The sequence below is a fragment of the Streptacidiphilus alkalitolerans genome (genome assembly GCF_042511045.1).
In the GTDB taxonomy this organism is placed as follows: Bacteria; Actinomycetota; Actinomycetes; order Streptomycetales; family Streptomycetaceae; genus Streptacidiphilus; species Streptacidiphilus alkalitolerans.
Map to the genome: position 1 here is coordinate 50895 of NZ_JBHEZX010000015.1, position 21674 is coordinate 72568.

The following is a 21674-nucleotide window of genomic DNA, read 5'->3' on the forward strand; positions in this document are numbered from 1 at the left end:
CCTAGGCCGGTGGGCGCTGTGACGGTACGGGTGTCAGGCTGGGCCAGCGGGCCCGGACGCGCTGCCGCAGGTCCGCGCTGAGGCGGTGGAGGCCGCGCAGGTCGGTGCGATCGGTCGTCAGGTCGGCGACGACGCCGAGGCGGTGGAGCAGCCGCTGCCGCGCGGTCGCGGTGCCCCAGCCCCATTCGCGGCCCGGGATCCGGGCCAGATGGTCGACAGTCTCCCGCCGGTCCCGCTCCACCAGCGCGTCGCCGCACGGGTCCCGGTGGCGTGCAGCCGGGCCAGTGCGGCGGCGTAGTCGACGGTCCAGTCGGGCCGGGGCGCGCGGTGCTCCAGCTGCTCCAGGACCAGCATCCGCCTGCCGGGATCCGTACCCAGCAGCGCGGGCACCACGGCCGGTTCGGCCCGGGCGGCGAGCCGCAGCGCGGCCACCTCGCGCGCATAGCGCCGCGCGGCGTCGGGACCGTCCACGATCTGCTTGACGACCGCGGACCGCCCGTCCAACTGGACCCGCCACACCCGCGAACGCGGGCTGCTCGCCAGCCGACGCGCCCGCCGAGGCCGCCCCAACTCCGCCCGCAACCCGTCCCCGAACTGCACGTCAGGGTGTCCCGACGGTGGAGAGCTGGTCGCTGCCGTGCTGGCAGGACTCGAACTCATGGGTCTCACCGTACCCGGCGATGCTGTTGTGGCCGCAGCTCCAGCCGTCCACGGTCGCGAAGCCTCCCGATCCCTGACGGTCCTTCGTGGCGCGGTAGTCCTTGAGCACACGCTGTGCCTGGGCGCAGGTGACCTGGCCGGAGTTGATGACGAGTCGAAGCGGATCGCCGAGCGGGCCGGTGCCGACACTCCCGCAGGTCACGCCTGCGGCAGAGGCCGGGGAGGACGGACTGGGGCTGAGGGCCGCCGGGGAGCCCAGCGTCACGTTCGCCGCGGCTCCGGACAGGCCGCTCGGCCCGGACCAGGTGAGGGTGAAGGGCTGCCCCAGGCCCTGGGAGTTCGCGAACACGGCGTAGGCCCGGAGGGCACTCTGCGACGGCACGCTGATGGCGTCCTGGTCAGGATTGTCCGGGCAGTAGGCGGAGGTGGAGTTGAGCACCTTCCCGGAAGCCAGGTTGATGGAGGCCCCGAGCGGGGCCTGGGAACCGGCGCAGGACACCTGGCCGGCCACCGTGCTGGTGTTGGTGGCCGAGAAGACGAAGGTCGTCTGCCCGTCCGCGGCCACCTGGACGCTGTCCAGCGTGACGATCCAGCTGCCTTCGGTCGTGATCTTCCGGGCCACGTTGTACACACCCGCGCGGAGTGGCGGCTCGGCCGGGCCGGAGCTGTTCGGGGGCGCGGAGGCCGGACCGTGCCCGGACGCGTGCCCGGACGAGGAGTAGAGGTTCCACAGCTGGATGGTCGCCGTCCGCCCCGAGGACTGCGCGGTCGCCAGCGACCTGCCGTCCGGTGCGTAGGCCATCGCGGATATCGAGAGGACGGCGGCGGGGGCCTGGTCGTTGGCCACCAGCCGGCCGGAATCGGTGCTCCACAGGGCGATGGCCCCGAAGTCGTCGCCGGTTGCCAGCAGCTTCCCGTCAGGGCTGAGCGCCTGCTCCTCGACGTTGTCCTCCGCTCCGTTCCGCGGTGCGGTGATCGGGACCGGCGTGGTGGTCCCGCCGGCCGGGTGCCAGAGCCATACCTCCGGATTCGAGTAGCCGGCTCCGTTGGATTTGTAGCCTGATATGTTGCCGGAAAGCACCACGGTGTTGCCGTCCCGGCTGACTGACGCACCGGAGACCGAGGCTGCTTTCAGTGTCGTGGACTTGGTGAACCCGTTCTTGACGACGTCCCAGAGCCGCACATTGCCCTCATTGTTCGCGTCGACGAGGGACTTGCCGTCGGCGCTGTAGTTGACGTAAATGGAGTCGCCCGTGAAGTCGAACTGCTTCGTGGCCACGGACACGGTTGCGCGGGTGGCGGAGTTCCAGAAGATTAGTTCTGACCCTGCGGCGACGGCCAAGGTCTTGCCGTCGGGGCTGTAGGCGAGGCCGTGGATCTCTCCCGCGCCGACTGCCACCGACGCGGTCACCTTGCCGGTGGCGGCACTGATCAGCTCGACCTCGGAGGCACCGTTCTTCGGTTCGGCCCCTATCGCGATGGTCCCACTGTCCGGGCTGAAGGCCAGTGTCGGGTAGGTGCCGGCGCCCACGGCATCAGGCGCTCCCACCGATTTCAGCAGCACACCGGTGGCCGCGTTCCGCAACTGCACGGTACCGGTCTCCAGCCTGGCTGCCAGTAACTTGCCGTTCGGGCTGAACCGCAGGGCGTCGACCGGATCGTCGACCTGAAGCCCGACGACCACGCCCAGGTGGACTTTTGCCCCGCCGGAAGAGCCCAAGGGGGCTTTGGCCCCGCTGGAGGAGAGGAGCCGGACTCCGACGACTGTGCCCGAGACCAGTGCGGCCACCGCGATGCAGGCCACCGCGATCCACCGGCGTCTGCGTGCCTTGAGCGCCAATGCGTTCTCCATCCTCACTTGGCCTGGGCGTAATAGGAGAAGGGCTTGCCCGCTACCCGAGCCAATGGGGCCCCGAGTCTCGGGTCGCCGGCGTACCAGAGAAGGCCTTCGGACCCGACCATGCGGAAATGGCGGCCGCCGTTGGTCAGCAGTGCCGTGTGTGTGACGCCCTGCTCCAGCCAGGTCAGTTGGACGTCGAAGCTGCAGTCGTAGTGCGTGTCGGCGACGAACAGCGTCATCACCTCGGGGCTGTTGGCCGACACGTACTGGTAGTTGGCGCCCTGCGCGTTGGCTGATCCGACCGGTCTGGTGACCGGCGCGGTGTCGTCGACGTCCGCCTCGAACTGGGCTGCGGCCCCGCCACCCTGGCCACCCCGCGGCAGGATGGCGACTACGCCGTCGCGCAGGTTCGGGGAGCGGGTCCGAACGATCGCCTTCGGTGGCTCGACCATGATCGGTTCAGTGCCGCTGGTCTGCAGCAAGATCTCGATCAGCCCCAGCCCGGCCGGCATGAGCGTCGCCGGATCGAGCGCAGTTCCCGTGGGCGCCAACGCGGTAGTGAGGGTGGCCGATGTCCCTGGCCAGTAGAAACCGGTGCTCGCGAGAACGGTGGCGAACTTGCAGCACCAGCTCGCCTGCGTCTCCAGATCCTCGGCCGCGTGCTGTGACGATGTGGAGCCCTTCGGCGAAGTGGAGCCCTTCGCAACCGGCACCCCGGTTCCGGGGCCGGACCGGAAGAGGATCGCCACCGTGATCGCGGCGGCGACGACGACGGATGACAGGCCGTAAATCCACCACCGCGGCACTGCGAGAAAGAAATTGGTCTGGTCGCCGCTGCCGGTGTGCGTCGGCCCGTGGTGGGTGTTGTCCCTGTTGTCGAAGTGGTCACCGCTGGGAGGCTCTCTTCGCTTGCTCATGAGGCCTCCTCCTCTTTCGGCGGAGTGTTGTACTGGTTGCCGCTGCCGGTGTGCGTGGGCCCGTAGTGGGTGTTGTGCTCATTGTGAAAGACGATGCTTCGGCCGTCCGAGCCCGTCGACTCGGACGCCTTCTCGCTCCGCTCGCCGCGGTCCATCCACCAGCCGGCCCAGGTCAGTACGGCGGCCGACAGCGCGGTCGCGAATCCGGCGTCGACCACCCAGCGGTCGGCCTCCATCGTCGGCCCGAACGGCACCCGGACCGAGGCGGCCAACCACACCGCCAGCACGTAGGCGGCAGCCACCGCAAGAACGACCAGACCCCATCGAACAGAGCGCGCCATACGGACCCCCCTCGCCGTCAGCACCACGATACTGTCGTCGGCGTCGGGAATGCCCGGGTCTGAGGAAGTTTCCCCACCCGTTACCTGGGCGAACTCAGCTGCGAGGGTTGACGGTTGGTAGATCCGGGCACGTACCGGGGCGGTCCCGGATCACGTCCTCAACTGGTGCCAGGCATGAGTGCATCCGCCCGCACAGAACCGCTCACGTCGGCGCTGGTCCAGGATATCGAAGGGCGGCGTCACTGCTGAGTGGGTGTCAGTTGGCTGAACCAGTGCAGGATCTTCGGGTAGGAGGCCAGGGCGGAGCCGATGTGGTCGACGTTGCCGGCGTTGACGATCGGCGCGGTCACGCCGTTGGCGGCCAGGCTGTGTTGGCAGGAGAGGGTGTCGGCGACGGCCACGTCGCGGTCGAGGTCGGCGTCGTAGAGGCGGATCGGGGCGCGCGGGGCCCAGTCCGTGCACACCGTGTCCGCGGTGCGCAGGATCTGGGCGAGGACGCCGGTGGGGTGCTTCAGGTAGTGGATGAACTGCGGGGTGAGCAGCTCCTCCGGGGTGCCGGGGAGGCCGGCCGCGATCTGCTCGTCGGTGTGGTTGCCGTCGAACAGGGCCTCGACGGTGCCGGCGTAGGGGGCGCGGAACGCCTCGGCGGGCGAGCGGTAGAGATGGTGCAACCGGTTCCAGGCGGTCAGGACATAGGCGAGGTAGAAGGTCGCGGTCGGCGGTGCGAGCCGCCCGTCGAAGGCGGCGGGCAGTTCGGCGCCGCTGAGGTCGTACGGGCCGCTGACCGGGGCCAGCGCCGCGAGCCGCAGGCCCGGGACGGCGTCGCGCTGCAGGGCCCGGCCCAGGCCCAGCGCGGCGGTGCCGCCCTGGGAGAAGCCGGTGACCATGACCTTGCCGTCCAGGGTGGCCCGCTTCCCGGCCTCGAAGGTCCGCGCGGCCTTGAGCAGGTCGACCGAGGCCGTGGTCTCGGAGTTGATGTCCATGTAGGGGTGCTGCCCGGGGCCGACCCCCAGCCCGAGGTAGTCGGGGGCGACGGCGGCGAAGCCCGCACCCGCGAACATCACCGTCACCGCGCGGTCGGGGCCGTCGGTGACCGAGGCCGCGTCGCCGCGGTAGGGGAGGGTGCCATGGGTGTACTCCACGGTGCGGAGCCCCTGCAGGCGGCCGTGGCGGGACGCGGCGCGGGGGAGTGCGACCACGCCGCTGGCGATGGTGGCCAGGCCGGTCGGGCCGATCGTCCGGTAGGTGACGCGGTAGACGTCGACGCCGTGCTGGGCGGCCGGGGCGGCGAAGCCCATGCCTCGGACGTACGCGGTGGCCTCCGCGGCGTCCAAACCCTCCACCTCGGTGGCGGAGAGCAGCGCGCCACGCTGCAGTCCCGCGTGGTGGACCTGTCCGGCGGCCAGCGTCGGCGCCGCCGAACCCACCGCGGCGCACACGCAGAGCGTGGCGACGGTGAGGGTGCGGGCACGGGAGCGTGAGCTGCGCTTGCTGAGGGGCATCGTCGTGTTCGCCTTCTCGGGACCGCGGGAGAGCTGCTGACGAGGCATTACTCTTCCGCGCCACGACCGCCGTTCCCATGGGGCTGCGCCCCGGAGCGGGGTGGGGCCAGCGGGGTGGGGAAAACCCCACCCGCTGTTGTCAGTGGTGTGGTGCAGGATTGCAGCAGGGTCTTCAAGGGATGGGGGGATCGCTGTGTCGATCACAAACCAGCAGGTGGCAGGGCATGCGTTTCTACGACTGCTGTACGCGGACGGGTACTTCCCCGACCATGTCGTCGACAAGGGGAAGGCGATCCTGCTGAGGCTGTGCGCGCGGATCGAGGCCGAGCAGCCGGCGGACCTCGCCGCGCTCTATGCGCTCACCGAGGTGGCGACGGAGGAATTCAACGCGCTGGAAGCGGAGTTCGAGGCGGCGGGGAGCGAGATCGAGACCGTCGCCCGGGAGGAGATAGCCGAGGACTTCTGGTTCGTGGCCTCCGCGTACGGATTCGCGGAGGCCGACATCGAGGAACTGATCGCCGCCCGGGACTGGTGACGCCCGCTGACCCGGCATCAGGCATCCGGCGTCAGGCGTCAGAAGTGGCTGATGACCAGGTGGCCGGTGGCGTCGAAGTAGGACCACAGGTTGGCGACGCGATAGCCGCCGACCATGCCGATACCGCCGCTGGCCTGCGGGTTTCCGCTGCTCGCGTCATTGAAGCAGGTGGGGTTGCAGCCCTCGGAGTAGGCGAGGTGGAAACCGCCGTCGGTGCCGCGGAAGCCGATGTAGACATCACTGTCGGCAAAGGAGAGCCCGGGGCCGTCCGTCGCACCGACGGGGGAGGTGACGTGGGAGCGCGCGGTCAGCGTGCCGTTGCTGTTGTAGGTGGCCACGTCGAGGGTGTGGGCAGGATCGGTGCCGGTCCAGGCGATGACGACGCCGAGGTTGCTGCTGCCGCTCTCGTCGAACATCAGGGCGGGGCCGGCGGGGGAGGTGTCGGCGAAGGTATGGCGGTCCGTCAGGGCCAGGGTGTGGGTGGTCGCGCAGCCGCTGCTGTCGAGGCGGCCGACATTGACGTGCCCGGACGGGTCGGTCCAGGCCAGGTAGCGGTTGCCGGCCCGGTCGTTGACCAGGGCGGGCGCATGCGGGCTGGTCACACCGGTGAACGCGGTGCGGCAGGTCTTGGCCGTGCCGCTGTAGTAGAACGCGGTCAGGGTGTCGCCGTTGTCGCCGGCCGGCCAGGCGACGTACGCGCCGGTGCCGTCCCCGTCGATGGCCGCGCCCTCGTCCTGCGGCACGTGCTCGGTGCTGTCGAGCTTGACGATGTCGGCACCCTGGTTGGTCGAGTAGCCGAAGACCAGCTCCTTGGCCGCGGCGGTGCCGCTGCTGCCGGCCCAGGCGACGTACAGCCGGTTGCCGACGACGGCCAGCGCGGGCCGGCCGCTGCCGGTGTGCCAGGTGGTGACCGCCGAGGCCGTACCCGGTGTCAGCGCGAGGACCATGGCGCCGGCGACGGCGGTGACGGTGGTGACCAGCGCGGCGATGCGGCGTCTTCCGGTGATCGGGCGAAGTTCCATTGCCTACCCCCAAGCATTGGTGAGAGAGCGCTCTCTCGGCGGCCCCAACGTAGGGGCCCGCGTGGCCAACGTCAAGGTTTGGAGCGGCAGTTGGGAGACGAAGTGCTTGGCCGCCGCGATGCCCGCCCGGTCGGCCGCACCGCCAGCCCGGTTTCCGTCCGCCCCCGCCGGGAAGACGCCAGGTCCGGACACCGTGACACCGTGCGCGTGGACGTGAGCGTGCGCGTGCGCTTGGACGTGAGCGTGGAAAGGACGACGGCATGAGTGACGAAGCAGCGACGACGCAGTACGCCATCGGGACCGAGGTCCACTGCAAGGACGGCGAGTGCGGCAGGCTGGACCGGGTGGTCGTCGACCCGGTGGCCCGGCGGCTCACCCACCTCGTGGTCGACCCGGGCCACGAGATCCAGCGGCTGGTCCCGGTCGACCTGGTCGACGACTCGGGTGGCACGGGTGGCACGGGCGGCTCCGACGGCTCCGGCAGTGGCGGCAGCGGCGGCATTCGCCTGGGCTGCACGACCCGCGAGTTCGCTCGGCTGGAGGCGGCCGAGGAGACCGAGTTCCTGCCGGGCGCCGAGGACGGCCTCGGCTACACCCCGGAGCAGATGATCGTCTGGCCCTACTTCGGCCTGGGCGCGAGCGCCGGCACCGGCGCCATCGGTATGGGCATGCCCGGCATCGTGCCGATCGGGGAGGGCCCGGGCACCACGACCTACGACCGGGTGCCCAGCGGCGAGGTGCAGATCCGCAGGGGCGAGCGGGTCGCGGCGACCGACGGCGAGATCGGGCGGGTCCAGGGCCTGGTGATCGACCCGCGCGACCACGGCGTCACCCATGTGCTGCTCCAGGAGGGGCACCTGTGGGGGAAGAAGACGGTGGCCATCCCGATCCGCGCCGTGAGTTACGAGGGCGGCGGCGTCAGGGTCGCCCTGTCCAAGGCCGAGCTGGGAGACCTGCCTCCGGTGGACCTGGCGGGCTGACACCCCCAACACACGGCGGCGGTGGGGCGCGGCGTCTCCCCTTCTGCTGAGCCCTGCCCCTAATGGCGGATCCGCCTTGCCGAGCCCGGGGGTCCGGGAAAGCCTGAGGGCAGGCACAGCAGAGCGTCGCTGCCGCAGGGGCCGCAGGTCACGGACGGTCGCGACCGACAGAGAGGCCGGCCCGCCATGTCCTACAGCCCGAAGGACGCCACCGCCGCGACCGCCGCCGCGAACCGCGAGGCAGTGTCCCGGTACGACATGGACGACCGGCAGGACTTCGCCGACGCCGACCGCGACCTGCTCGCGCCGTTCCCGGACAAGCTGTACGCCACGGACGGGCGGGTCATCTTCGACCCGGCCCGGTTCGACTACCTGGCCGAGGACGCCCCCGCCCCCGACAGCGTGCACCCGAGCCTGTGGCGGCAGTCCCAGCTGATCCGCAAGGGCGGCCTGTACCGGGTGGTCGACGGCCTCTACCAGGTGCGCAACAACGACATCGCGAACCTGACCGTCGTCGAGGGCGAGGACGGGCTCGTGGTGATCGACTGCATGGCCTCGGTCGAGGCCGCGACCCAGGGCATGGCCATGATCCGCGAGCATGTCAGCGACAAGCCGGTCGTCGCCGTGATCTACACCCACACCCACATCGACCACTACGGCGGCGTCAAGGGCGTGGTCGACCCGGCTGACGTGGCGTCGGGCAAGGTGCCGGTCATCGCCCCCGGCACCGTCGCCTCCTTCGACAAGTACGCGCTGGGTGAGAACGTGATCGCCGGCAACGCCATGTCCCGCCGCGCGTCCTACGCCTTCGGCAGCCTGCTCGACCTGGACGCCACCGGCCATGTCACCTGCGGCATCGGTATCACCACCGTCCCCGGTGTCACCGTCTCCTACCTCTCGCCGACGGACGGGATCACCGAGACCGGCACCAGGCGCGAACTGGCCGGGCTGGAGTTCGAGTTCCTCTACGCCCCGGACACCGAGGCGCCCGAGGAGATGCACATCTGGATTCCGCAACTGGCCGCGCTGACCTGCGCGGAGAACGCCAACCACTCGCTGCACAACATCCAGACGCTGCGCGGCGCCCGTACCCGCGACGCCCGCAACTTCGCCCGCTACCTGGACGAGACCCTGCAGCGCTGGGGCGATGCCGCCCAGGTGCACTACGGCCCGCACACCTGGCCGGTCTGGGGCAACGACGGCGTGGTCACCCTGCTCGAATCCCAGCGCGACACCTACAAGTACGTCCACGACCAGGCGCTGCGCCTGGCCAACCAGGGCTACACCCCGCTGGAGGCGGCCGAGGAGATCGAGCTGCCGGAGGCGCTGGGCCGCAAGTGGTTCAACCGCGGCTACCACGGCACCCTGCACCACGATGTGCGGGCGGTGTTCACCAAGGAACTGGGCATGTGGGACGGGGACCCGGTCTCGCTGCACCCGCACCCGCCGGTCGAGTCCGCCCGCCGCTTCGTCGACCTGATCGGCGCCGAGCAGGTCCTGGCCGAGGGCCGACGCGCCTTCGAGGCCGGGGACTACCGCTGGGCGGCCCAGATCCTGCACACCCTGGTCTTCGCCCAGCCCGAGCACCAGGCCGCCCGGGAACTGCAGGCCGACGCCTATGAGCAGATGGGCTACCAGGCCGAGGGCCCGCAGTGGCGCGGCATCCTGCTCACCGCGGCCAAGGAGCTCCGCACCGGCGTCCAGCCCGCGACCTTCGCCACCGCCAGCCCCGACACCATCCTGGCGATGCCGATCGACATCCTCTTCGACTACGCCGCCGTCCACGTCGACGGCCCCAGGGCCGCCGGCACCGACCTGCGCATCGACTTCCACTTCACCGACCAGGGCCGGGACCAGGGACAGGGCCGGGACCAGGGCCAGACCTGGACCATGTGGATCGGCCACGGCGTGCTCAACGCCCGCCCCGGCGCCTCGTCCGACACCGGGCTCACCGTCACCGGGCCCAAGTCCGCGCTGGCCGGCGTACTGCTGCAGCCCGCGAGCGCGGGACAGCTCGCCCAGGCCGGAAAGATCAAGCTCGAAGGCGACGAGGGCATCCTGCAGACCTATGCCGGCCTGCTGGACACCTTCGACCCGAACTTCGCCATCGTCACCCCCTGAGCCCGCAAGCGGGGAAGCACAGCGCCCGGGCTGTTGTTGCGACGATCAGTCAGAGCAGGACCTGGGTAGTGTGAGTGGTGGTGACGGTGTGCGGCGAGTGAAAGGCTGGGGCGTTCGAGACGGGTGCGCGCCCCAGCCACTCCGTGGTGTCGACCGAGGACAGGAATGCGCCCGATGCAGCCGTTGGCCATGGACGTTCTGAGCATGGTCACGGCCTCGGGACCGATGGTGAACGGCACGTCCGTGCTGGCGGCCTTCGGTGCGCTCGGCGTGCTGATCGTGCTGTTCGCCGAGTCGGGGCTGCTGGTCGTCGGCTTCTTCCTGCCCGGGGACACGCTGCTGTTCCCGGCCGGGGTCCTCTGTGGCACGGGACAGCGGAGCGGTCCGCATCTGGTGCTCTGGCAGGTGCTGCTGTGTGCGGCCGTCGGCGCGGTGGCCGGTGCGCAGTTGGGCTTCTGGATCGGACGGCACAGCGGTCGCGCGCTGCTGTCGCGCGGGGGGAACCGGCAGGTGAAGCGGTGGGTGGCGCGCTCCGAGGAACTGCTGACCCGGTACGGGGTGCGCCGGGCGATCGTGCTGAGCCGGTTCGTGCCGATGGCGCGCACGGTGGTCAGCCCGCTGGCCGGCGCGCTGGAGGTGCCCGTGCGGACCTTCACGCTGTGGCAGACGGTGGGTTCGCTGGTCTGGTCGCAGGGGCTGGTGCTGGCCGGCTACGTGCTGGGCGCCTCGGTACCCGGGGTCGAGCGCTACCTGCTGCCGATCGTCGCCGCGGTGGTCGCGGTCTCGCTGCTGCCGCTGGTGGTCCAGCTCTGGCAGGCCCGCCGCAGCGGCAGCGGCAGTCGCTGACCCGGGAGTACGGACCGCTCACTCAGCCGGTGGGCATGCCGATCTGGTCGCGTTCCAGCGCGCGGCGGAGCTCCGCGAGGACTTGGGCGACGGCCGACATGCGGGACGCCCCGGGCACGTCTCCGACCATGCCTCCGAGCAGTTCGGCCAAGTGCTCGGCGAAGGTCTCCGCCGCCGCGTCGACCAGGGTCAGGCCGTCGTCGGTCAGGGCCAGCAACGACGACCGGCGGTCCGAGGGGTTCGGTTGCCGGACCACCCACCCCAGCTTCTCCAGACGGTCGACACTCTTGCTGGTCGCCCCGATCCCGATGGCGAACTCGGCGGCGACATCGGCCACCCGCGCCCCGGGACGGTCACGGAGGTAGCTCAGGAACTCGAACTGGGACGTGACGATCCCGTGCCGCTCGCGGAGCCGGTCGTTGAGGGCGTTGTAGAGCCGCGTCTCGCATCGGACGAGGTCGGAGAAGAGGCTCGGCAGGTCGATCGGGCCGCCGGTTGACTTATATGCCATGGAAGATACTGTAGCGGAATCTACTTCTGGAGGCAGCACCATGAGCAAGGAACAACGCGCGGCCGTCGACGCCATGCTGCGGCAGCCCCGTCCCGCGGAGCCGCAGTCGGTCGAGGAGATCCGGGCCGGGTTCAGGGCGATCATGGCCGAGATGATCGTCCCGGACGGCATTCGCACCACAGCGGTGACGCTCGGTGACCGTCCGGCGCTGCTCGTCGAGCCGGTCGCCAACCCGCGCACGGGCACCATCCTGTACTTCCACGGCGGCTCCTTTGTGTTCGGTTCGCCCGAGACCGCACTGTCGCTGACCGGGAGCCTGGTGGCCAGGACCGGCTTCAGGGCCCTGTCGCTGGACTACCGACTCGCCCCCGAGCACCCGTTCCCGGCCGCGATCGACGACGCGCTGCGCGCCTACCGCGCACTACTCGACAGCGGCGAGGACCCCTCGACCGTCGTGTTCGCCGGGGACTCGGCCGGCGGCGGCCTCACCGTCACCACCTGCCTTGCCGCCCGTGAGGCGGGCCTCCCGCTGCCCGCCGCGATCCTGGCGTTCTCGGCCGGACTCGACGCCACCCGGACGGGAGCGAGCATGGACACCAAGGCCGGCATCGATCCGATCTTCACGCGCGAGGAGCTGGAGCACACCAAGGACCTGTACCTCGCGGGGCGCGACCCGCGACACCACCTGATCAGCCCGGCGGTCCTCGCCGACCTGACCGGCTTCCCGCCGATGCTGCTGCAGGCGGGCGCCAATGAGGTGCTGCTGGACGACTCCACCCGCCTGGCGGTGCGCGCGAGGGATGCCGGCGTGGATGTGATCCTCGACATCACCGCGGACGTGCCCCATGTGTTCCAGTCGTTCACCGGCGTGCTCGACGAGGCCGACGAGGCGCTGGATCGCGCGGCCCTCTTCCTCGCCCAGCACGTCCGCACCGGGGCGTAGCGGGCAAGGGCTTCGGCGCTTTGCGCGTTATGCGGCACTCTTGACGGTCCGTCTGCTGGGAGGCAACACTGGAAACGGCTCGGAGAGCGCTCTCCAAGGCTTCTTTCGTCACACCCACCCGTCTGAAGACATGAGGAGCATCCATGAGCAAACGTTTCGCTGCGCATCCGGCCGCAGGCCGCGCACACCTCGCTCTGCTGGCCGTCCTGGCCCTGATCCTGGGCGTTCTGCTCAACGGCCTGGTGAACGCCCTGCCCGCCCACGCGGACACTGCGAGCGGGGTGTCGATCGACCTGGGTGGTGCCGGGGGCGGCGGCTTTGTGGCGGATGCGTACGGCAGTGGGGGTAGTGCGGATTCGTTGCCGGGTGGGGCGGCGACTTTCCCGAACTGGGGGCCGACGGTTGCGCATCCTATTGCGGCGTCGGTGTGGAATACGTCGCGGGTGGGTGAGTCGCACTATGCGGTTCCTGGTCTGACTCCGGGGGTGTCGTATCAGGCGCGGTTGTATTTCATGGACTGGTATTTCACGCATGCGGGTCAGCGTGAGTTCGATGTGGCGGTGAACGGTACGAAGGTGCTGACGAATTTCGATATCATCGGCACGGCCATCAATGCCGGTGCGGACGGCCAGGAGGCGTTCGGGGTGGAGCGGGACTTCCCAGTCACCGTCGACGCCTCGGGCACGGCCACCTTCGACTTCACCCGGGACGGGGCCGACCAGCCCCAGGTCAACGCCATCGTGCTGGTGCCCGCCAACAGCAATGGGGTGTCGATCGATCTGGGTGGTGCCGGGGGCGGTGGGTTTGTGGCGGATGCGTACGGCAGTGGGGGTAGTGCGGATTCGTTGCCGGGTGGGGCGGCGACTTTCCCGAACTGGGGGCCGACGGTTGCGCATCCCATTGCGGCGTCGGTGTGGAATACGTCGCGGGTGGGTGAGTCGCACTATGTGGTTCCTGGTCTGACGCCGGGGGTGTCGTATCAGGCGCGGTTGTATTTCATGGACTGGTATTTCACGCATGCGGGTCAGCGTGAGTTCGATGTGGCGGTGAACGGTACGAAGGTGTTGACGAATTTCGATATCATCGGCACGGCCATCAATGCCGGTGCGGACGGCCAGGAGGCGTTCGGGGTGGAGCGGGACTTCCCGGTCACCGTCGACGCCTCGGGCACGGTGACGTTCGACTTCACCCGGGACGGTGCGAACCAGCCCCAGGTCAACGCGATCGTGCTGGTGCCGGCCGGCTGATCGGGGGATGACGGCACGACGGGACGACGGGGTGGGTGCCGGCCTGCGCGAGGTGCGCCAGGGCCGGTGCCCACCCCGAGCCGCGTTGCGTCCCACGGCGCATGCATGACGCACGGTCAGTTGGCGATCAGACGTCGCCGCCGGTGCGGCGGCGCTTGAGCGCGACCGCGCCCACGAGGGCCGCGGCGGCCAGGCCGGCGCCGCCGGCCAGCTCGGCGGTGTCGGGGCCGATGCTGCCGCCCATGCCGGTCCCGACCGGTCCGACCGGGGTGCCGCCGGAGACGGTGAACCCACCCGCGATGATCAGGCCGCCGGTGGGGCAGCTGCCGACCATGGTGTAGGCGCCGGGCTTGGCGCTCGCGGGCACCTGCAGTGTTCCGACCAGGGACATGGTGCCCTTGGTCAGCGTCGCGGCCCAGCCGTTGTTCTGCTCGGTCACCTTGAGCGTGCTGTCCTTCGGGCACGAGGTCACCGCGGTGCTCAGGGTGACCGTTCCGCCGGGGGCCACGGTCGAGGGCGAGGTCTCGATCTGGTTCTGGTTCCCGGCCGCGAAGGCGGCCGACGAGGGCAGGGCTATCGCGGCAGCGGTAAGACCGACGGCGGCGAGGGTACGCGCAGTACGCATGGAACAGCCTTTCCAGGGAGGACGGATCAACGGCAGGCGCATCCTCGGCCCCGGGTCTCGGGGCCCGGAACCTGGGACCAGTGGCCCACTCCACCCACCAGACCGCAGTCGGATGCCGGCCGCACCACGGGAACCGGGGTGTCGGCCGACGCCCCGTCACCCGACCGGCCGTCAGATCCCGTACGTCCGCGCAGCTCACGGGACGTCTGCTGACGCGCGGTCAGCAGGTGCGGAGGTGGGCCGATCGTGCGCCGGGGTGGGCCGATCGTGTGGCGGACGCTGCCGCGGTCACCCCGTTCGGCGGAGCCCGATGCCCTGTCCGGCCCATGCCAGGGGCGTGCCCGGCCGCCCGGACCGACCATGGGGCCAAGGGCACGACGGGAACGGCCGCACCGCACCAGGACGACAGGAGCCGAGCATGGCGCGCGAGACATGGGCAGTGTCCCCACCGGTGTTCCCGACGACGGGAGAGGTGCTTCCCGAGCTGGATCTGCCGGAGCCGGGCGAGCAGCGGCGCTGGACCGTCCTGCTGCGGTGGCTGCTGCTGGTCCCGCAGTACATCGTCCTGGTGTTCCTGGGGATCGCCGGCTTCCTGGTGATGGTGCTGGGGTGGTTCGCGGCCCTGGTCCTGGGCCGGCTGCCGGGGCCGATCGCCTGGTTCCTGGGCGGCTGCCTGGTCTACCAGACCCGGGTGTACGCCTACGGGATGCTGCTGGTGGACCGCTACCCGCCGTTCGGATTCAGCGCCCCGGACCACCCGGTGCAGGTCGAACTGCACCCGACCGAACTGAACCGGTTGGCGGTGCTGTTCCGGATCATCCTGCTGATCCCCGCCGCCATCGTGGAGAGCCTGGTCACCACGGGCTGGTATGCGATCAGCATCGTCATCTGGCTGGTGGCGCTGGTCCTGGGCCGCCTGCCGGTGCCGTTGTTCGAGGCCACCGCCGCGGTCACCCGCTATGCGATGCGGCTGAGCGCCTATGTCGTTCTGCTGACTCCGGCCTACCCCAAGCACCTGTTCGGCGACCCGGTGCCCTCACTGGTGCCGCCGCGGTCGGCCAGCCGTCCGCTGATCCTCTCCGGTGCCGCCAAGGCCCTGGTGCTGCTGTTCCTGCTGCTGGGACTGCTGTCCACCGTCTTCTCCTCCATTTCCCGAGGCAACGGTGACAGCAGCAGCGTCAGCGCCGGTCAGGGGGTTCACCTCAGCCGGTCGGCGGCAGCAGGGTGAAGTCGGTGCGGCCGTGCTGCACACCGTTGACCTGGAGTTCCACGGCGTGCACGCCGGGGTGGTAGCGCCGGGTGGTGATCTCGCGGAACGAGTGCCTGCGGGACAGCTCCAGCTTCCGCCCGGGCGCGAGGGTGGCGGTGGTGAGTTTGAAGGTCTTGCCGCTCTGCTTACCGGTCGCCTTCCGATGGTGCACGATGTAGTCGATCGCCAGGGTGGCTGGTGCGGTCCCGGTGTTGACGACGGTGGCGGTGAAGGCCAGCTCGCCGCCGAACGGGACCTCGGCGGCGGCCAGTGCCGGGCCGGTGACCTCGACGGTGGCGGGCGCGAAGCCCATCAGGCCGAGCGCCCCGGGGTGGCCCTTCTTGATCAGCGTCCGCAGCCCGTGCCGGACCAGCCACGGTGTGTTCTGGTCCGGGGCGGCGAGCCAGGCGGCGGCGGTGCGCACGGTCAGCTCCGGCTGCTGCCGGCTCAGGTCGTTGAGGTGGTTGGCGACGGAACGGCGGACGTACTCGCTCTCGTCGCGGTAGAGGGCGTTGATGACCGGCAGGGTCTCCTCCGGCCGGGCCAGCAGGGCGGGGACCCGCCGGGCCCACGGCAGGAACGGCCGGGTCCCCTCGGAGGCCAGCCGCCGTACGTGCTCGTCGGGCGAGCCGGTCCAGGTCCGGACGATGGCCAGGGTCCGGTCCAGGTCGTGGTCCAGCAGCACCCGGAGGGCGAACTCGGAGGTGAGTCGGGGGGTGAGCTCGGCCAGCAGCCGGACCGCGTCGTCGAAGGCCCCGCTGCTCCCGTCGGTGATCGCTCGGGTGGCGACGGCGCTGGTGACCGGCCAGATCAGCCAGCCCTCGAACGGCGGCGACCCCTGCTGCGCGGCCCGGATCGTCCCGGCGAAGGCGGCGTAGTCGCCGGGGAGGTCCGCGAGCAGCGCGTCGCGCAGCAGGTCGCTGCGCTCCCGCAGCGCGCGTCCGGTCAGGTCCTTCGCAGCGGCGCGCAGGGTCGGCAGCGGCGTGCCGGGCGCCGCCGCCCGGATCGCGGTGACCAGCGCCTTCGCGGCGTGGTCGCCGATCAGCTCGTCGGCGAACGGCATGGTGTCTCCTCGGTGGTGGTCATCCCAGCAGTGCGGTGATTCGGTCCTGGTCCGCTTCGGCTGCTGTGAAGGTGACGAGCTTCTGTTCGGGATCGTCGGCGAGTTGAAGCACGAGGTGCTGGAGTTCGAGTTCTCCCAGCACAGGATGGCGCAGCCGTTTGCTGCCGGAGCTCAGCGGGGTGACGGTGTGTCGGGGCCACCAGTCCCGCACCTCGGGGCTCACCGCGTGCAGCCGTTCCAGCAGCTCGGCGAAGCCGGGGTCGCCCGGGTGGCGGGCCGCGGCCGTGCGGAACCGGCCGAGCAGCGCGGACGCCTCGGCCGGCCAGTCGACCAGGATCTCCCGGGCCTCGGGGTCGGCGAACGTCCACCAGAGCATATTGCGGTCCTGGGCCGGTCGGGCGGGCCAGTCGGTCCACAGGGCCCGGGCCGCGCGGTTGGAGGCCAGCACGTCCCAGCGGCGACCGGTGACATAGGCCGGAGACGGGTCGAGCCGGTCGACGAGCGCGAGGACCGCGGGCGGGAGCGACTCGGCGGCGGCCCGGCCCGCCGCCGACGGCGCGCCGTGGATGAGCTCGTGGATGTGGGTGCGTTCGGTGCTGTCGAGCCGCAGCGCGGTCGCCAGCGCGTCGAGCACCTGGCGGGAGGGGCGCACGTCGCGGCCCTGTTCCAGGACGGTGTAGTAGGTCGAGGAGATGGCCGCGAGCTGGGCCACCTCCTCGCGGCGCAGGCCCCGGGTCCGGCGCCGGACACCTGGCGGCAGGCCGACGTCGGCGGGCTGCAGCCGTTCGCGCCGCGCACGCAGCAGGTCTCCCAACTCCCGTGCCGGGACCGCGGGCCGGGTCATCCTGGTACTCCTGTGACTAGGAACAGCATGCTGTGGTTACCAGTTTAGGACGCGGCTACCTTGGCGCCATGACCACACAGAGCGCCACCGGGCCGTATGCGATCCAGGTCGAACACGTTGACGTCCGGGTGGGGGAGGGGCCGCCGATGGGGGCGTATCTCGCCCGTCCCGCCGACCCCGGGCCGTTTCCGGGCGTGGTGGTGGGCATGGAGCTGTTCGGCGTTGACGCCGCCGTCCGTGACGTCTGCGACCGGCTGGCCGGGCTCGGCTTCGTGGCGCTCGCACCGGACCTGCACCACCGGACCGCGCCCGGCGAGGAACTGGCCAGGGACCCGGCGGGCCGGGAGCGGGGCTTCGAACTCCTGGGGCTGATGACACGGACCACCGTGCTCCAGGACGTCGGCGCCTGCATCGACCACCTGCGGGCCTCGGGCAGCGAACCCGTCAGCATGGTCGGGCTGAGCCTGGGCGGTCATATCGCCTACCTCGCGGCCACCGCCTTCGACCTCGCCGCCGTGGCCGTCCTCTACGGCGGCTGGCTGCCGACGACCGACATTCCGCTGGGCCGACCCCAGCCGACCCTGTCGCTGACCCCGTCCATCACCGGGAAGGTGCTCTTCCTGGTCGGCGAGGACGACCAGGTCGTCCCGCCCGGCCACCGGAGCGAGATCGCCGACGCGCTGCGCGAGGCCGGCGTCGACCACGAGGTCGTGGTGTATCCCGGGGCCGGTCACGGCTTCCTCAACACCGATCCGGCCGCGGCGGCCGACGCCTGGCAGCGCGTCCATACGCTGCTGACCGGCGTCGGAGCAGCGTAGGCCCCCCGGGGGGGTGGGTGTAGGCACGTCCGCGCGGCGCGCGGGTGTTCCGCGCGCAACCGGTTCATCCTCTCGGGGGATATTGCCGCTCGGCGGGCATTGCCGCGGCAGGTCGGGACAGGGTGGTAGTGACAAGGCCGGAGTCCGCCCGGACCCCTGGCTTTCGACTGCCATGGGAGGCGAGGACCCGTGTCCTTGCGCATTCACACCATCGCGGGCCGCGCCGTCGTCGCGCTGCCGGCGGAAGTCGACATCACCAACATCGAGGACGTCCGCGCGGCAGCGCGGACACAACTGTGGGAGCCCCTCCCGCGGTTACGGGAGATCGTGTTCGACCTCAGCGGGACCACCTTCCTGGGGACCGAGACCGCCCATCTGATCAGCGACACCCGCCGACGCGGTCGGGACCACGGCGTCGCGGTGCATGTGCTGGCACCCTCTCCCCTGCACCGGCGGGTCCTTGAATGCCTGGGACTGGGCGCCGACCTCACCCGGCCCGATCCGGAGCCGGGCCCCGACCCCTTCGCGGACCAGGACGTCGGCCGCGAGCGGGCCTGGCTGCCGCGGCAGCGCGGCCCGCTGCAAGGCGACTGACCAGTCCTTTGACGCCGATACGCCAAGACGCCGAGCAGAGGCGTGTGCGAAACTGCCTACCGCTTCCGGCAGTTCGAGGTAGATGCCGGACGCGTGCGGCCCTGCCTCGCCTGGGGAGGTCTGGCAGGGCCGCAGCTCCCGCCTCAGCCGGGGCGGTCGGCGGTGACCAGCCAGCCGGTGCCGCGAAGGCGGACCGTGTGGCCGCCCTCCTGCTGCGGCACCTCGTGGTCGTGCAGGGCCTCGGTGAGCGCCCGGCGGGCGCGGTCCAGGGTGGCCGGTTCGAGCGTGGCCGCCAGATGGTGTCCGGGGCCGGTGTCGAGCATGAAGGCCGCCGCGTCGTCCGCGTCCTGCCCCCAAGTGCCCTCGGCCTCCACGCGTTCCACCGAGACGGCGGCCAGGCCGGCGGCTGACAGGACGTCATGGATGCGGCCGGGGTCGGCCAGCGAGAACATGCCGGCGCTGCCAGGGGCGCCGAAGTCATTGGCCGGCAGAAAGGGCCGCAGTACCGCCAGCACCTCGATCCACTGGTTGCGTTCGGCATCGGCCCCGCAGATGAACGCCATCCGGCCGCCGGGGCGCAGCGCGCGTGCGAGGTTGCCGAAGGCGGCGACCGGGTCGGCGAAGAACATCACCCCGAAGCGGCTGATCACGGTGTCGAAGGCGCCGGGTGCGAGGGGGTGGACCTGGGCGTCCCCGTGCTCGAAGGCGACATTGCGGATGCCCTCCTGGCGAGTGGTCGCCCGGGCGCGTTCCAGCATCGGCAGTGACAGATCCAGGCCCAGGACGCGGCCGTGGACGGCCTGGCGTGCGGCCAGCCTGGTCGTGCGTCCCGCCCCGCAGCCGACGTCGAGGACGGTGGCGTCCGCCCCGATCGCGGCAGCCCCCAGGAGCGGAGCGTTGAAGCCCTCGTTCACCGCGTCCCAGCGGCTCTGGCTGCGCGCCCACTGGATGCCCTCGTAACCGTTCCATGCCTGCGCCTGTTCGGTGTTGACGATCTGTCCCATGCGGTGCCTCCTGCGCGGAGCGAGTCCTTGCCCGGTCTAGTATGGGCGTATGCCCAAACAGTATGGGCGGGTGCCCATACTGGCAAGAGCAAGCGAAAGAGGCACCATGTCACCGCGTGGAGTGGCCACCCCCGACGTCCGTGAGCGACTGTTCGCCGCCGCGGAGCGGGTCCTGGACCGCGACGGTCCCGGCGCCTTGACCAGCAGGGCGGTCACCGCCGAGGCGGACTGCGCCAAAGGGCTGCTGCACGCCCACTTCGCCGGGCTGGACGAGTTCGTCGCCGATCTGGTCCTGGACCGCTTCGCGCGCGCGGCGCGGCAGGCCGAGCAGCTTTCCGCGCGGGCGGGTCAGGACACCGTCGCCGACAACCTGCTGGCGGTCGCCCTCACCCTGCTGACGTCCACCAGCCCCACCATCGCCGGTGTGGCGCTGACCAGGCCGGGCGCCTCGCTGAGGATCCGTCGGGCGCTGCAGGGCGGAGCCCCGGGATTCGGCAGCATCCAGGACACGGTCACCCGCTACCTGGACGCCGAACAGCGGCTCGGCCGTGTCGCTGCCACGGCGGACACCGGCTCCCTCGCCCTGGCGCTGATCGGCACCACCCACCATCTGCTGATGACCGGCTACGGAGCCGACGGGCCGGACCTCCAGCGACAACTGCGCGACCTGGTCGCCACGCTCGCCCGTGCCGCCACGCCGTGACCTGCTGCGGCCTGCGGTGATCCGGGGCGGCCCCGGCGTGGGATCCCGTTCGGCGCGACTGTCGGCTGACACGCTGACGATATGTCCGATCCGTCTGAAATCAAGGCTTCCGCCCTCATCCTTGTGCCGACCGCCGCGCTGCTCGCGCCGGTGCTCGCCTACCAGGCCCGGCGCTGGATCGATGTGCCCACCGTGGTCTTCGAGATCGCCCTGGGCGTGCTGATCGGGCCCTCCGTCCTGCACTGGGTCGACCCGAACTCAAGCTTTCTGCAGACGCTGTCGCAGTTCGGCCTGGCCATGCTGATCTTCCTGGCCGGATTCGAGATCAACTTCGCCGACCTCAGCGGCGGGCCGCTGCGCCGGGCCGGGATCGCCTGGGGCGTGTCGCTGCTGGCGGCCGTCGCGGTGGCCGCCCTGCTGCCGGACTCCATCACCACCAGCCCGTTCGTCGGGGTCGCGCTGACCACCACCGCCCTGGGCACCGTCCTCCCCGTGCTGCGCGACTCGGGGGAACTGGGCACCCGCTTCGGCGCGCTGGTCACCGCCACCGGCGCGGTCGGCGAGTTCGCCCCGATCGTGGCGATCTCGCTGCTCCCCACCGAGCGCTCCTCGGTGAAATCGGCCCTGGTCCTGGCCTTCTTCGGGGTGCTGACCCTGGGCGCGCTGCGGTGGGCCCGGCGCCCGCGGAACCCGGTCCTGGGCCGGCTGATCGAGGCGACGCTGCGCACCAGCGGACAGTTCGCCGTCCGGCTGGTGGTCACGGTGCTCTCGCTGATGGTGGCCCTGGCCTATCTGCTGCAACTGGACATCCTGCTGGGGGCGTTCGCGGCCGGGGTGGTCTGCCGGCTGCTGCTGCGCGAGGTCCCCGAGAGCCAGGCGCAGTGGATCGACGCCAAACTCGAGGGCCTGGGCTTCGGCTACCTGGTGCCGGTGTTCTTCGTCGTCAGCGGACTGAACTTCGACCTCGACGCACTGCTCGACGGCGGCACCGCGCTGCTCCTGCTGCCGCTCTTCCTGCTGCTGATGCTCCTGCTGCGCGGCACGGCCGCCGCGCTCACCGCCCCTGGGCCGCTTCCGCGCCGGGACCGGGTCGGACTGGGCCTCTATGCCGCGACCGGGCTGCCGCTGATCGTGGCGATCACCACCATCGAGACCCAGGCCGGAAGCCTGAGCGACGCGGGCGCCGCCGCGCTGGTGGGGGCCGGGATGCTGTCCGTGCTGCTGTTCCCGCTCGCGGCGTCCACCGTGCGGGGCACCGCGAACCCCGCCGCCGCCGACGCGGAGAGCTGGTGAGCCGCTCCGCCCGTCC

General features: G+C 71.1%; 21 protein-coding genes and 1 pseudogene. 11 read left to right on the forward strand and 11 right to left on the reverse strand.

Annotated features, from left to right (window positions below; all coding sequences use genetic code 11):
* Window position 1: 1 nt before the first annotated feature.
* From ACEZDG_RS28255 to ACEZDG_RS28275, 5 genes and pseudogenes are all read right to left on the reverse strand, one after another.
* A pseudogene (locus ACEZDG_RS28255) lies at window positions 2-660 on the reverse strand (hypothetical protein).
* Window positions 602-2500 (reverse strand): WD40 repeat domain-containing protein, encoded by a 1899-nt coding sequence (locus ACEZDG_RS28260; protein WP_380514568.1) that lies wholly within the window; start codon window positions 2498-2500, stop codon window positions 602-604. Before ACEZDG_RS28260 ends, ACEZDG_RS28255 begins: the two are co-directional and overlap by 59 nt.
* A 14-nt stretch (window positions 2501-2514) precedes the next feature.
* Entirely contained in the window at window positions 2515-3417 is a 903-nt protein-coding gene (locus ACEZDG_RS28265; RefSeq protein ID WP_380514570.1) for a hypothetical protein, read from the reverse strand.
* On the reverse strand, window positions 3414-3719 hold the full coding sequence (locus tag ACEZDG_RS28270; protein ID WP_380514573.1) for a hypothetical protein: 306 nt from the start codon (window positions 3717-3719) through the stop codon (window positions 3414-3416). Before ACEZDG_RS28270 ends, ACEZDG_RS28265 begins: the two co-directional genes overlap by 4 nt.
* Window positions 3720-3997: 278 nt before the next feature.
* Window positions 3998-5260, reverse strand: a complete 1263-nt coding sequence (locus tag ACEZDG_RS28275) for a hypothetical protein (RefSeq protein ID WP_380514576.1) — start codon at window positions 5258-5260, stop codon at window positions 3998-4000.
* 193 nt (window positions 5261-5453) lie between these two features.
* Between ACEZDG_RS28275 and ACEZDG_RS28280 the strand changes: the two genes are divergently transcribed.
* Window positions 5454-5795: a DUF5713 family protein gene (locus ACEZDG_RS28280; RefSeq protein ID WP_380514579.1), complete on the forward strand. Its 342-nt coding sequence runs from the start codon at window positions 5454-5456 to the stop codon at window positions 5793-5795.
* 38 nt (window positions 5796-5833) lie between these two features.
* Here the strand turns inward: ACEZDG_RS28280 and ACEZDG_RS28285 are convergent, their stop codons facing one another.
* The gene (locus ACEZDG_RS28285; RefSeq protein ID WP_380514581.1) at window positions 5834-6817 is read right to left on the reverse strand and encodes a hypothetical protein; all 984 of its coding nucleotides are present in this window, start codon (window positions 6815-6817) and stop codon (window positions 5834-5836) included.
* A gap of 260 nt (window positions 6818-7077) precedes the next feature.
* Here ACEZDG_RS28285 and ACEZDG_RS28290 point away from each other — a divergent pair, with 260 nt between their 5' ends.
* The 3 genes from ACEZDG_RS28290 (at window position 7078) to ACEZDG_RS28300 (ending at window position 10764) form a co-directional block, all read left to right on the forward strand.
* Entirely contained in the window at window positions 7078-7797 is a 720-nt protein-coding gene (locus ACEZDG_RS28290) for a PRC-barrel domain-containing protein (protein WP_380514584.1), read from the forward strand.
* A 186-nt stretch (window positions 7798-7983) separates the two neighbouring features.
* On the forward strand, window positions 7984-9918 hold the full coding sequence (locus ACEZDG_RS28295) for an alkyl/aryl-sulfatase (RefSeq protein ID WP_380514587.1): 1935 nt from the start codon (window positions 7984-7986) through the stop codon (window positions 9916-9918).
* 189 nt (window positions 9919-10107) lie between these two features.
* Window positions 10108-10764: a DedA family protein gene (locus ACEZDG_RS28300; protein ID WP_380514590.1), complete on the forward strand. Its 657-nt coding sequence runs from the start codon at window positions 10108-10110 to the stop codon at window positions 10762-10764.
* Between the two features lie 22 nt (window positions 10765-10786).
* Here the strand turns inward: ACEZDG_RS28300 and ACEZDG_RS28305 are convergent, their stop codons facing one another.
* Window positions 10787-11275 (reverse strand): MarR family winged helix-turn-helix transcriptional regulator, encoded by a 489-nt coding sequence (locus ACEZDG_RS28305; RefSeq protein ID WP_380514593.1) that lies wholly within the window; start codon window positions 11273-11275, stop codon window positions 10787-10789.
* Between the two features lie 40 nt (window positions 11276-11315).
* Between ACEZDG_RS28305 and ACEZDG_RS28310 the strand changes: the two genes are divergently transcribed.
* Both ACEZDG_RS28310 and ACEZDG_RS28315 read left to right on the forward strand, forming a co-directional pair.
* Window positions 11316-12218 carry an alpha/beta hydrolase gene (locus tag ACEZDG_RS28310; RefSeq protein WP_380514596.1) on the forward strand — a complete coding sequence of 301 codons (903 nt, stop codon included), beginning with the start codon at window positions 11316-11318 and terminating at the stop codon, window positions 12216-12218.
* A 143-nt stretch (window positions 12219-12361) separates the two neighbouring features.
* Window positions 12362-13465, forward strand: coding sequence for a malectin domain-containing carbohydrate-binding protein (locus tag ACEZDG_RS28315; RefSeq protein WP_380514598.1), 1104 nt, complete (start codon window positions 12362-12364; stop codon window positions 13463-13465).
* Between the two features lie 127 nt (window positions 13466-13592).
* Here the strand turns inward: ACEZDG_RS28315 and ACEZDG_RS28320 are convergent, their stop codons facing one another.
* Complete coding sequence (locus ACEZDG_RS28320) at window positions 13593-14090, reverse strand: hypothetical protein (RefSeq protein WP_380514600.1); 498 nt, start codon at window positions 14088-14090, stop codon at window positions 13593-13595.
* 418 nt (window positions 14091-14508) lie between these two features.
* Between ACEZDG_RS28320 and ACEZDG_RS28325 the strand changes: the two genes are divergently transcribed.
* Window positions 14509-15318, forward strand: coding sequence for a DUF4389 domain-containing protein (locus ACEZDG_RS28325; RefSeq protein ID WP_380514603.1), 810 nt, complete (start codon window positions 14509-14511; stop codon window positions 15316-15318).
* On the opposite strand, the gene ACEZDG_RS28330 is transcribed toward ACEZDG_RS28325, so the two are convergent.
* Both ACEZDG_RS28330 and ACEZDG_RS28335 read right to left on the reverse strand, forming a co-directional pair.
* Window positions 15293-16402 (reverse strand): DNA alkylation repair protein, encoded by a 1110-nt coding sequence (locus tag ACEZDG_RS28330; RefSeq protein WP_380514606.1) that lies wholly within the window; start codon window positions 16400-16402, stop codon window positions 15293-15295. The genes ACEZDG_RS28325 and ACEZDG_RS28330 overlap by 26 nt on opposite strands.
* A gap of 19 nt (window positions 16403-16421) precedes the next feature.
* Window positions 16422-17246, reverse strand: a complete 825-nt coding sequence (locus tag ACEZDG_RS28335) for a helix-turn-helix transcriptional regulator (protein WP_380514608.1) — start codon at window positions 17244-17246, stop codon at window positions 16422-16424.
* 68 nt (window positions 17247-17314) lie between these two features.
* Here ACEZDG_RS28335 and ACEZDG_RS28340 point away from each other — a divergent pair, with 68 nt between their 5' ends.
* Both ACEZDG_RS28340 and ACEZDG_RS28345 read left to right on the forward strand, forming a co-directional pair.
* Window positions 17315-18064 carry a dienelactone hydrolase family protein gene (locus ACEZDG_RS28340; protein WP_380514611.1) on the forward strand — a complete coding sequence of 250 codons (750 nt, stop codon included), beginning with the start codon at window positions 17315-17317 and terminating at the stop codon, window positions 18062-18064.
* 189 nt (window positions 18065-18253) lie between these two features.
* The gene (locus tag ACEZDG_RS28345) at window positions 18254-18658 is read left to right on the forward strand and encodes an STAS domain-containing protein (protein ID WP_380514614.1); all 405 of its coding nucleotides are present in this window, start codon (window positions 18254-18256) and stop codon (window positions 18656-18658) included.
* 143 nt (window positions 18659-18801) lie between these two features.
* Here the strand turns inward: ACEZDG_RS28345 and ACEZDG_RS28350 are convergent, their stop codons facing one another.
* Entirely contained in the window at window positions 18802-19662 is an 861-nt protein-coding gene (locus ACEZDG_RS28350; protein WP_380514617.1) for a class I SAM-dependent methyltransferase, read from the reverse strand.
* Window positions 19663-19768: 106 nt separating this feature from the next.
* Between ACEZDG_RS28350 and ACEZDG_RS28355 the strand changes: the two genes are divergently transcribed.
* A complete protein-coding gene (locus ACEZDG_RS28355) occupies window positions 19769-20365 on the forward strand; it encodes a TetR family transcriptional regulator (RefSeq protein WP_380514619.1) in 597 nt (198 codons plus the stop codon).
* An 81-nt stretch (window positions 20366-20446) separates the two neighbouring features.
* Window positions 20447-21658, forward strand: a complete 1212-nt coding sequence (locus ACEZDG_RS28360; protein ID WP_380514622.1) for a cation:proton antiporter — start codon at window positions 20447-20449, stop codon at window positions 21656-21658.
* Window positions 21659-21674 lie beyond the last annotated feature (16 nt).

Coding starts and splice junctions, on each gene's coding strand:
- ACEZDG_RS28265 (WP_380514570.1), bottom strand. CDS start 3,417: ATGAGCAAGCGAAGAGAGCCTCCCAGCGGTGACCACTTCGACAACAGG.
- ACEZDG_RS28275 (WP_380514576.1), bottom strand. CDS start 5,260: ATGCCCCTCAGCAAGCGCAGCTCACGCTCCCGTGCCCGCACCCTCACC.
- ACEZDG_RS28285 (WP_380514581.1), bottom strand. CDS start 6,817: ATGGAACTTCGCCCGATCACCGGAAGACGCCGCATCGCCGCGCTGGTC.
- ACEZDG_RS28290 (WP_380514584.1), top strand. CDS start 7,078: ATGAGTGACGAAGCAGCGACGACGCAGTACGCCATCGGGACCGAGGTC.
- ACEZDG_RS28295 (WP_380514587.1), top strand. CDS start 7,984: ATGTCCTACAGCCCGAAGGACGCCACCGCCGCGACCGCCGCCGCGAAC.
- ACEZDG_RS28300 (WP_380514590.1), top strand. CDS start 10,108: ATGGACGTTCTGAGCATGGTCACGGCCTCGGGACCGATGGTGAACGGC.
- ACEZDG_RS28305 (WP_380514593.1), bottom strand. CDS start 11,275: ATGGCATATAAGTCAACCGGCGGCCCGATCGACCTGCCGAGCCTCTTC.
- ACEZDG_RS28310 (WP_380514596.1), top strand. CDS start 11,316: ATGAGCAAGGAACAACGCGCGGCCGTCGACGCCATGCTGCGGCAGCCC.
- ACEZDG_RS28315 (WP_380514598.1), top strand. CDS start 12,362: ATGAGCAAACGTTTCGCTGCGCATCCGGCCGCAGGCCGCGCACACCTC.
- ACEZDG_RS28320 (WP_380514600.1), bottom strand. CDS start 14,090: ATGCGTACTGCGCGTACCCTCGCCGCCGTCGGTCTTACCGCTGCCGCG.
- ACEZDG_RS28325 (WP_380514603.1), top strand. CDS start 14,509: ATGGCGCGCGAGACATGGGCAGTGTCCCCACCGGTGTTCCCGACGACG.
- ACEZDG_RS28330 (WP_380514606.1), bottom strand. CDS start 16,402: ATGCCGTTCGCCGACGAGCTGATCGGCGACCACGCCGCGAAGGCGCTG.
- ACEZDG_RS28335 (WP_380514608.1), bottom strand. CDS start 17,246: ATGACCCGGCCCGCGGTCCCGGCACGGGAGTTGGGAGACCTGCTGCGT.
- ACEZDG_RS28340 (WP_380514611.1), top strand. CDS start 17,315: ATGACCACACAGAGCGCCACCGGGCCGTATGCGATCCAGGTCGAACAC.
- ACEZDG_RS28350 (WP_380514617.1), bottom strand. CDS start 19,662: ATGGGACAGATCGTCAACACCGAACAGGCGCAGGCATGGAACGGTTAC.
- ACEZDG_RS28355 (WP_380514619.1), top strand. CDS start 19,769: ATGTCACCGCGTGGAGTGGCCACCCCCGACGTCCGTGAGCGACTGTTC.
- ACEZDG_RS28360 (WP_380514622.1), top strand. CDS start 20,447: ATGTCCGATCCGTCTGAAATCAAGGCTTCCGCCCTCATCCTTGTGCCG.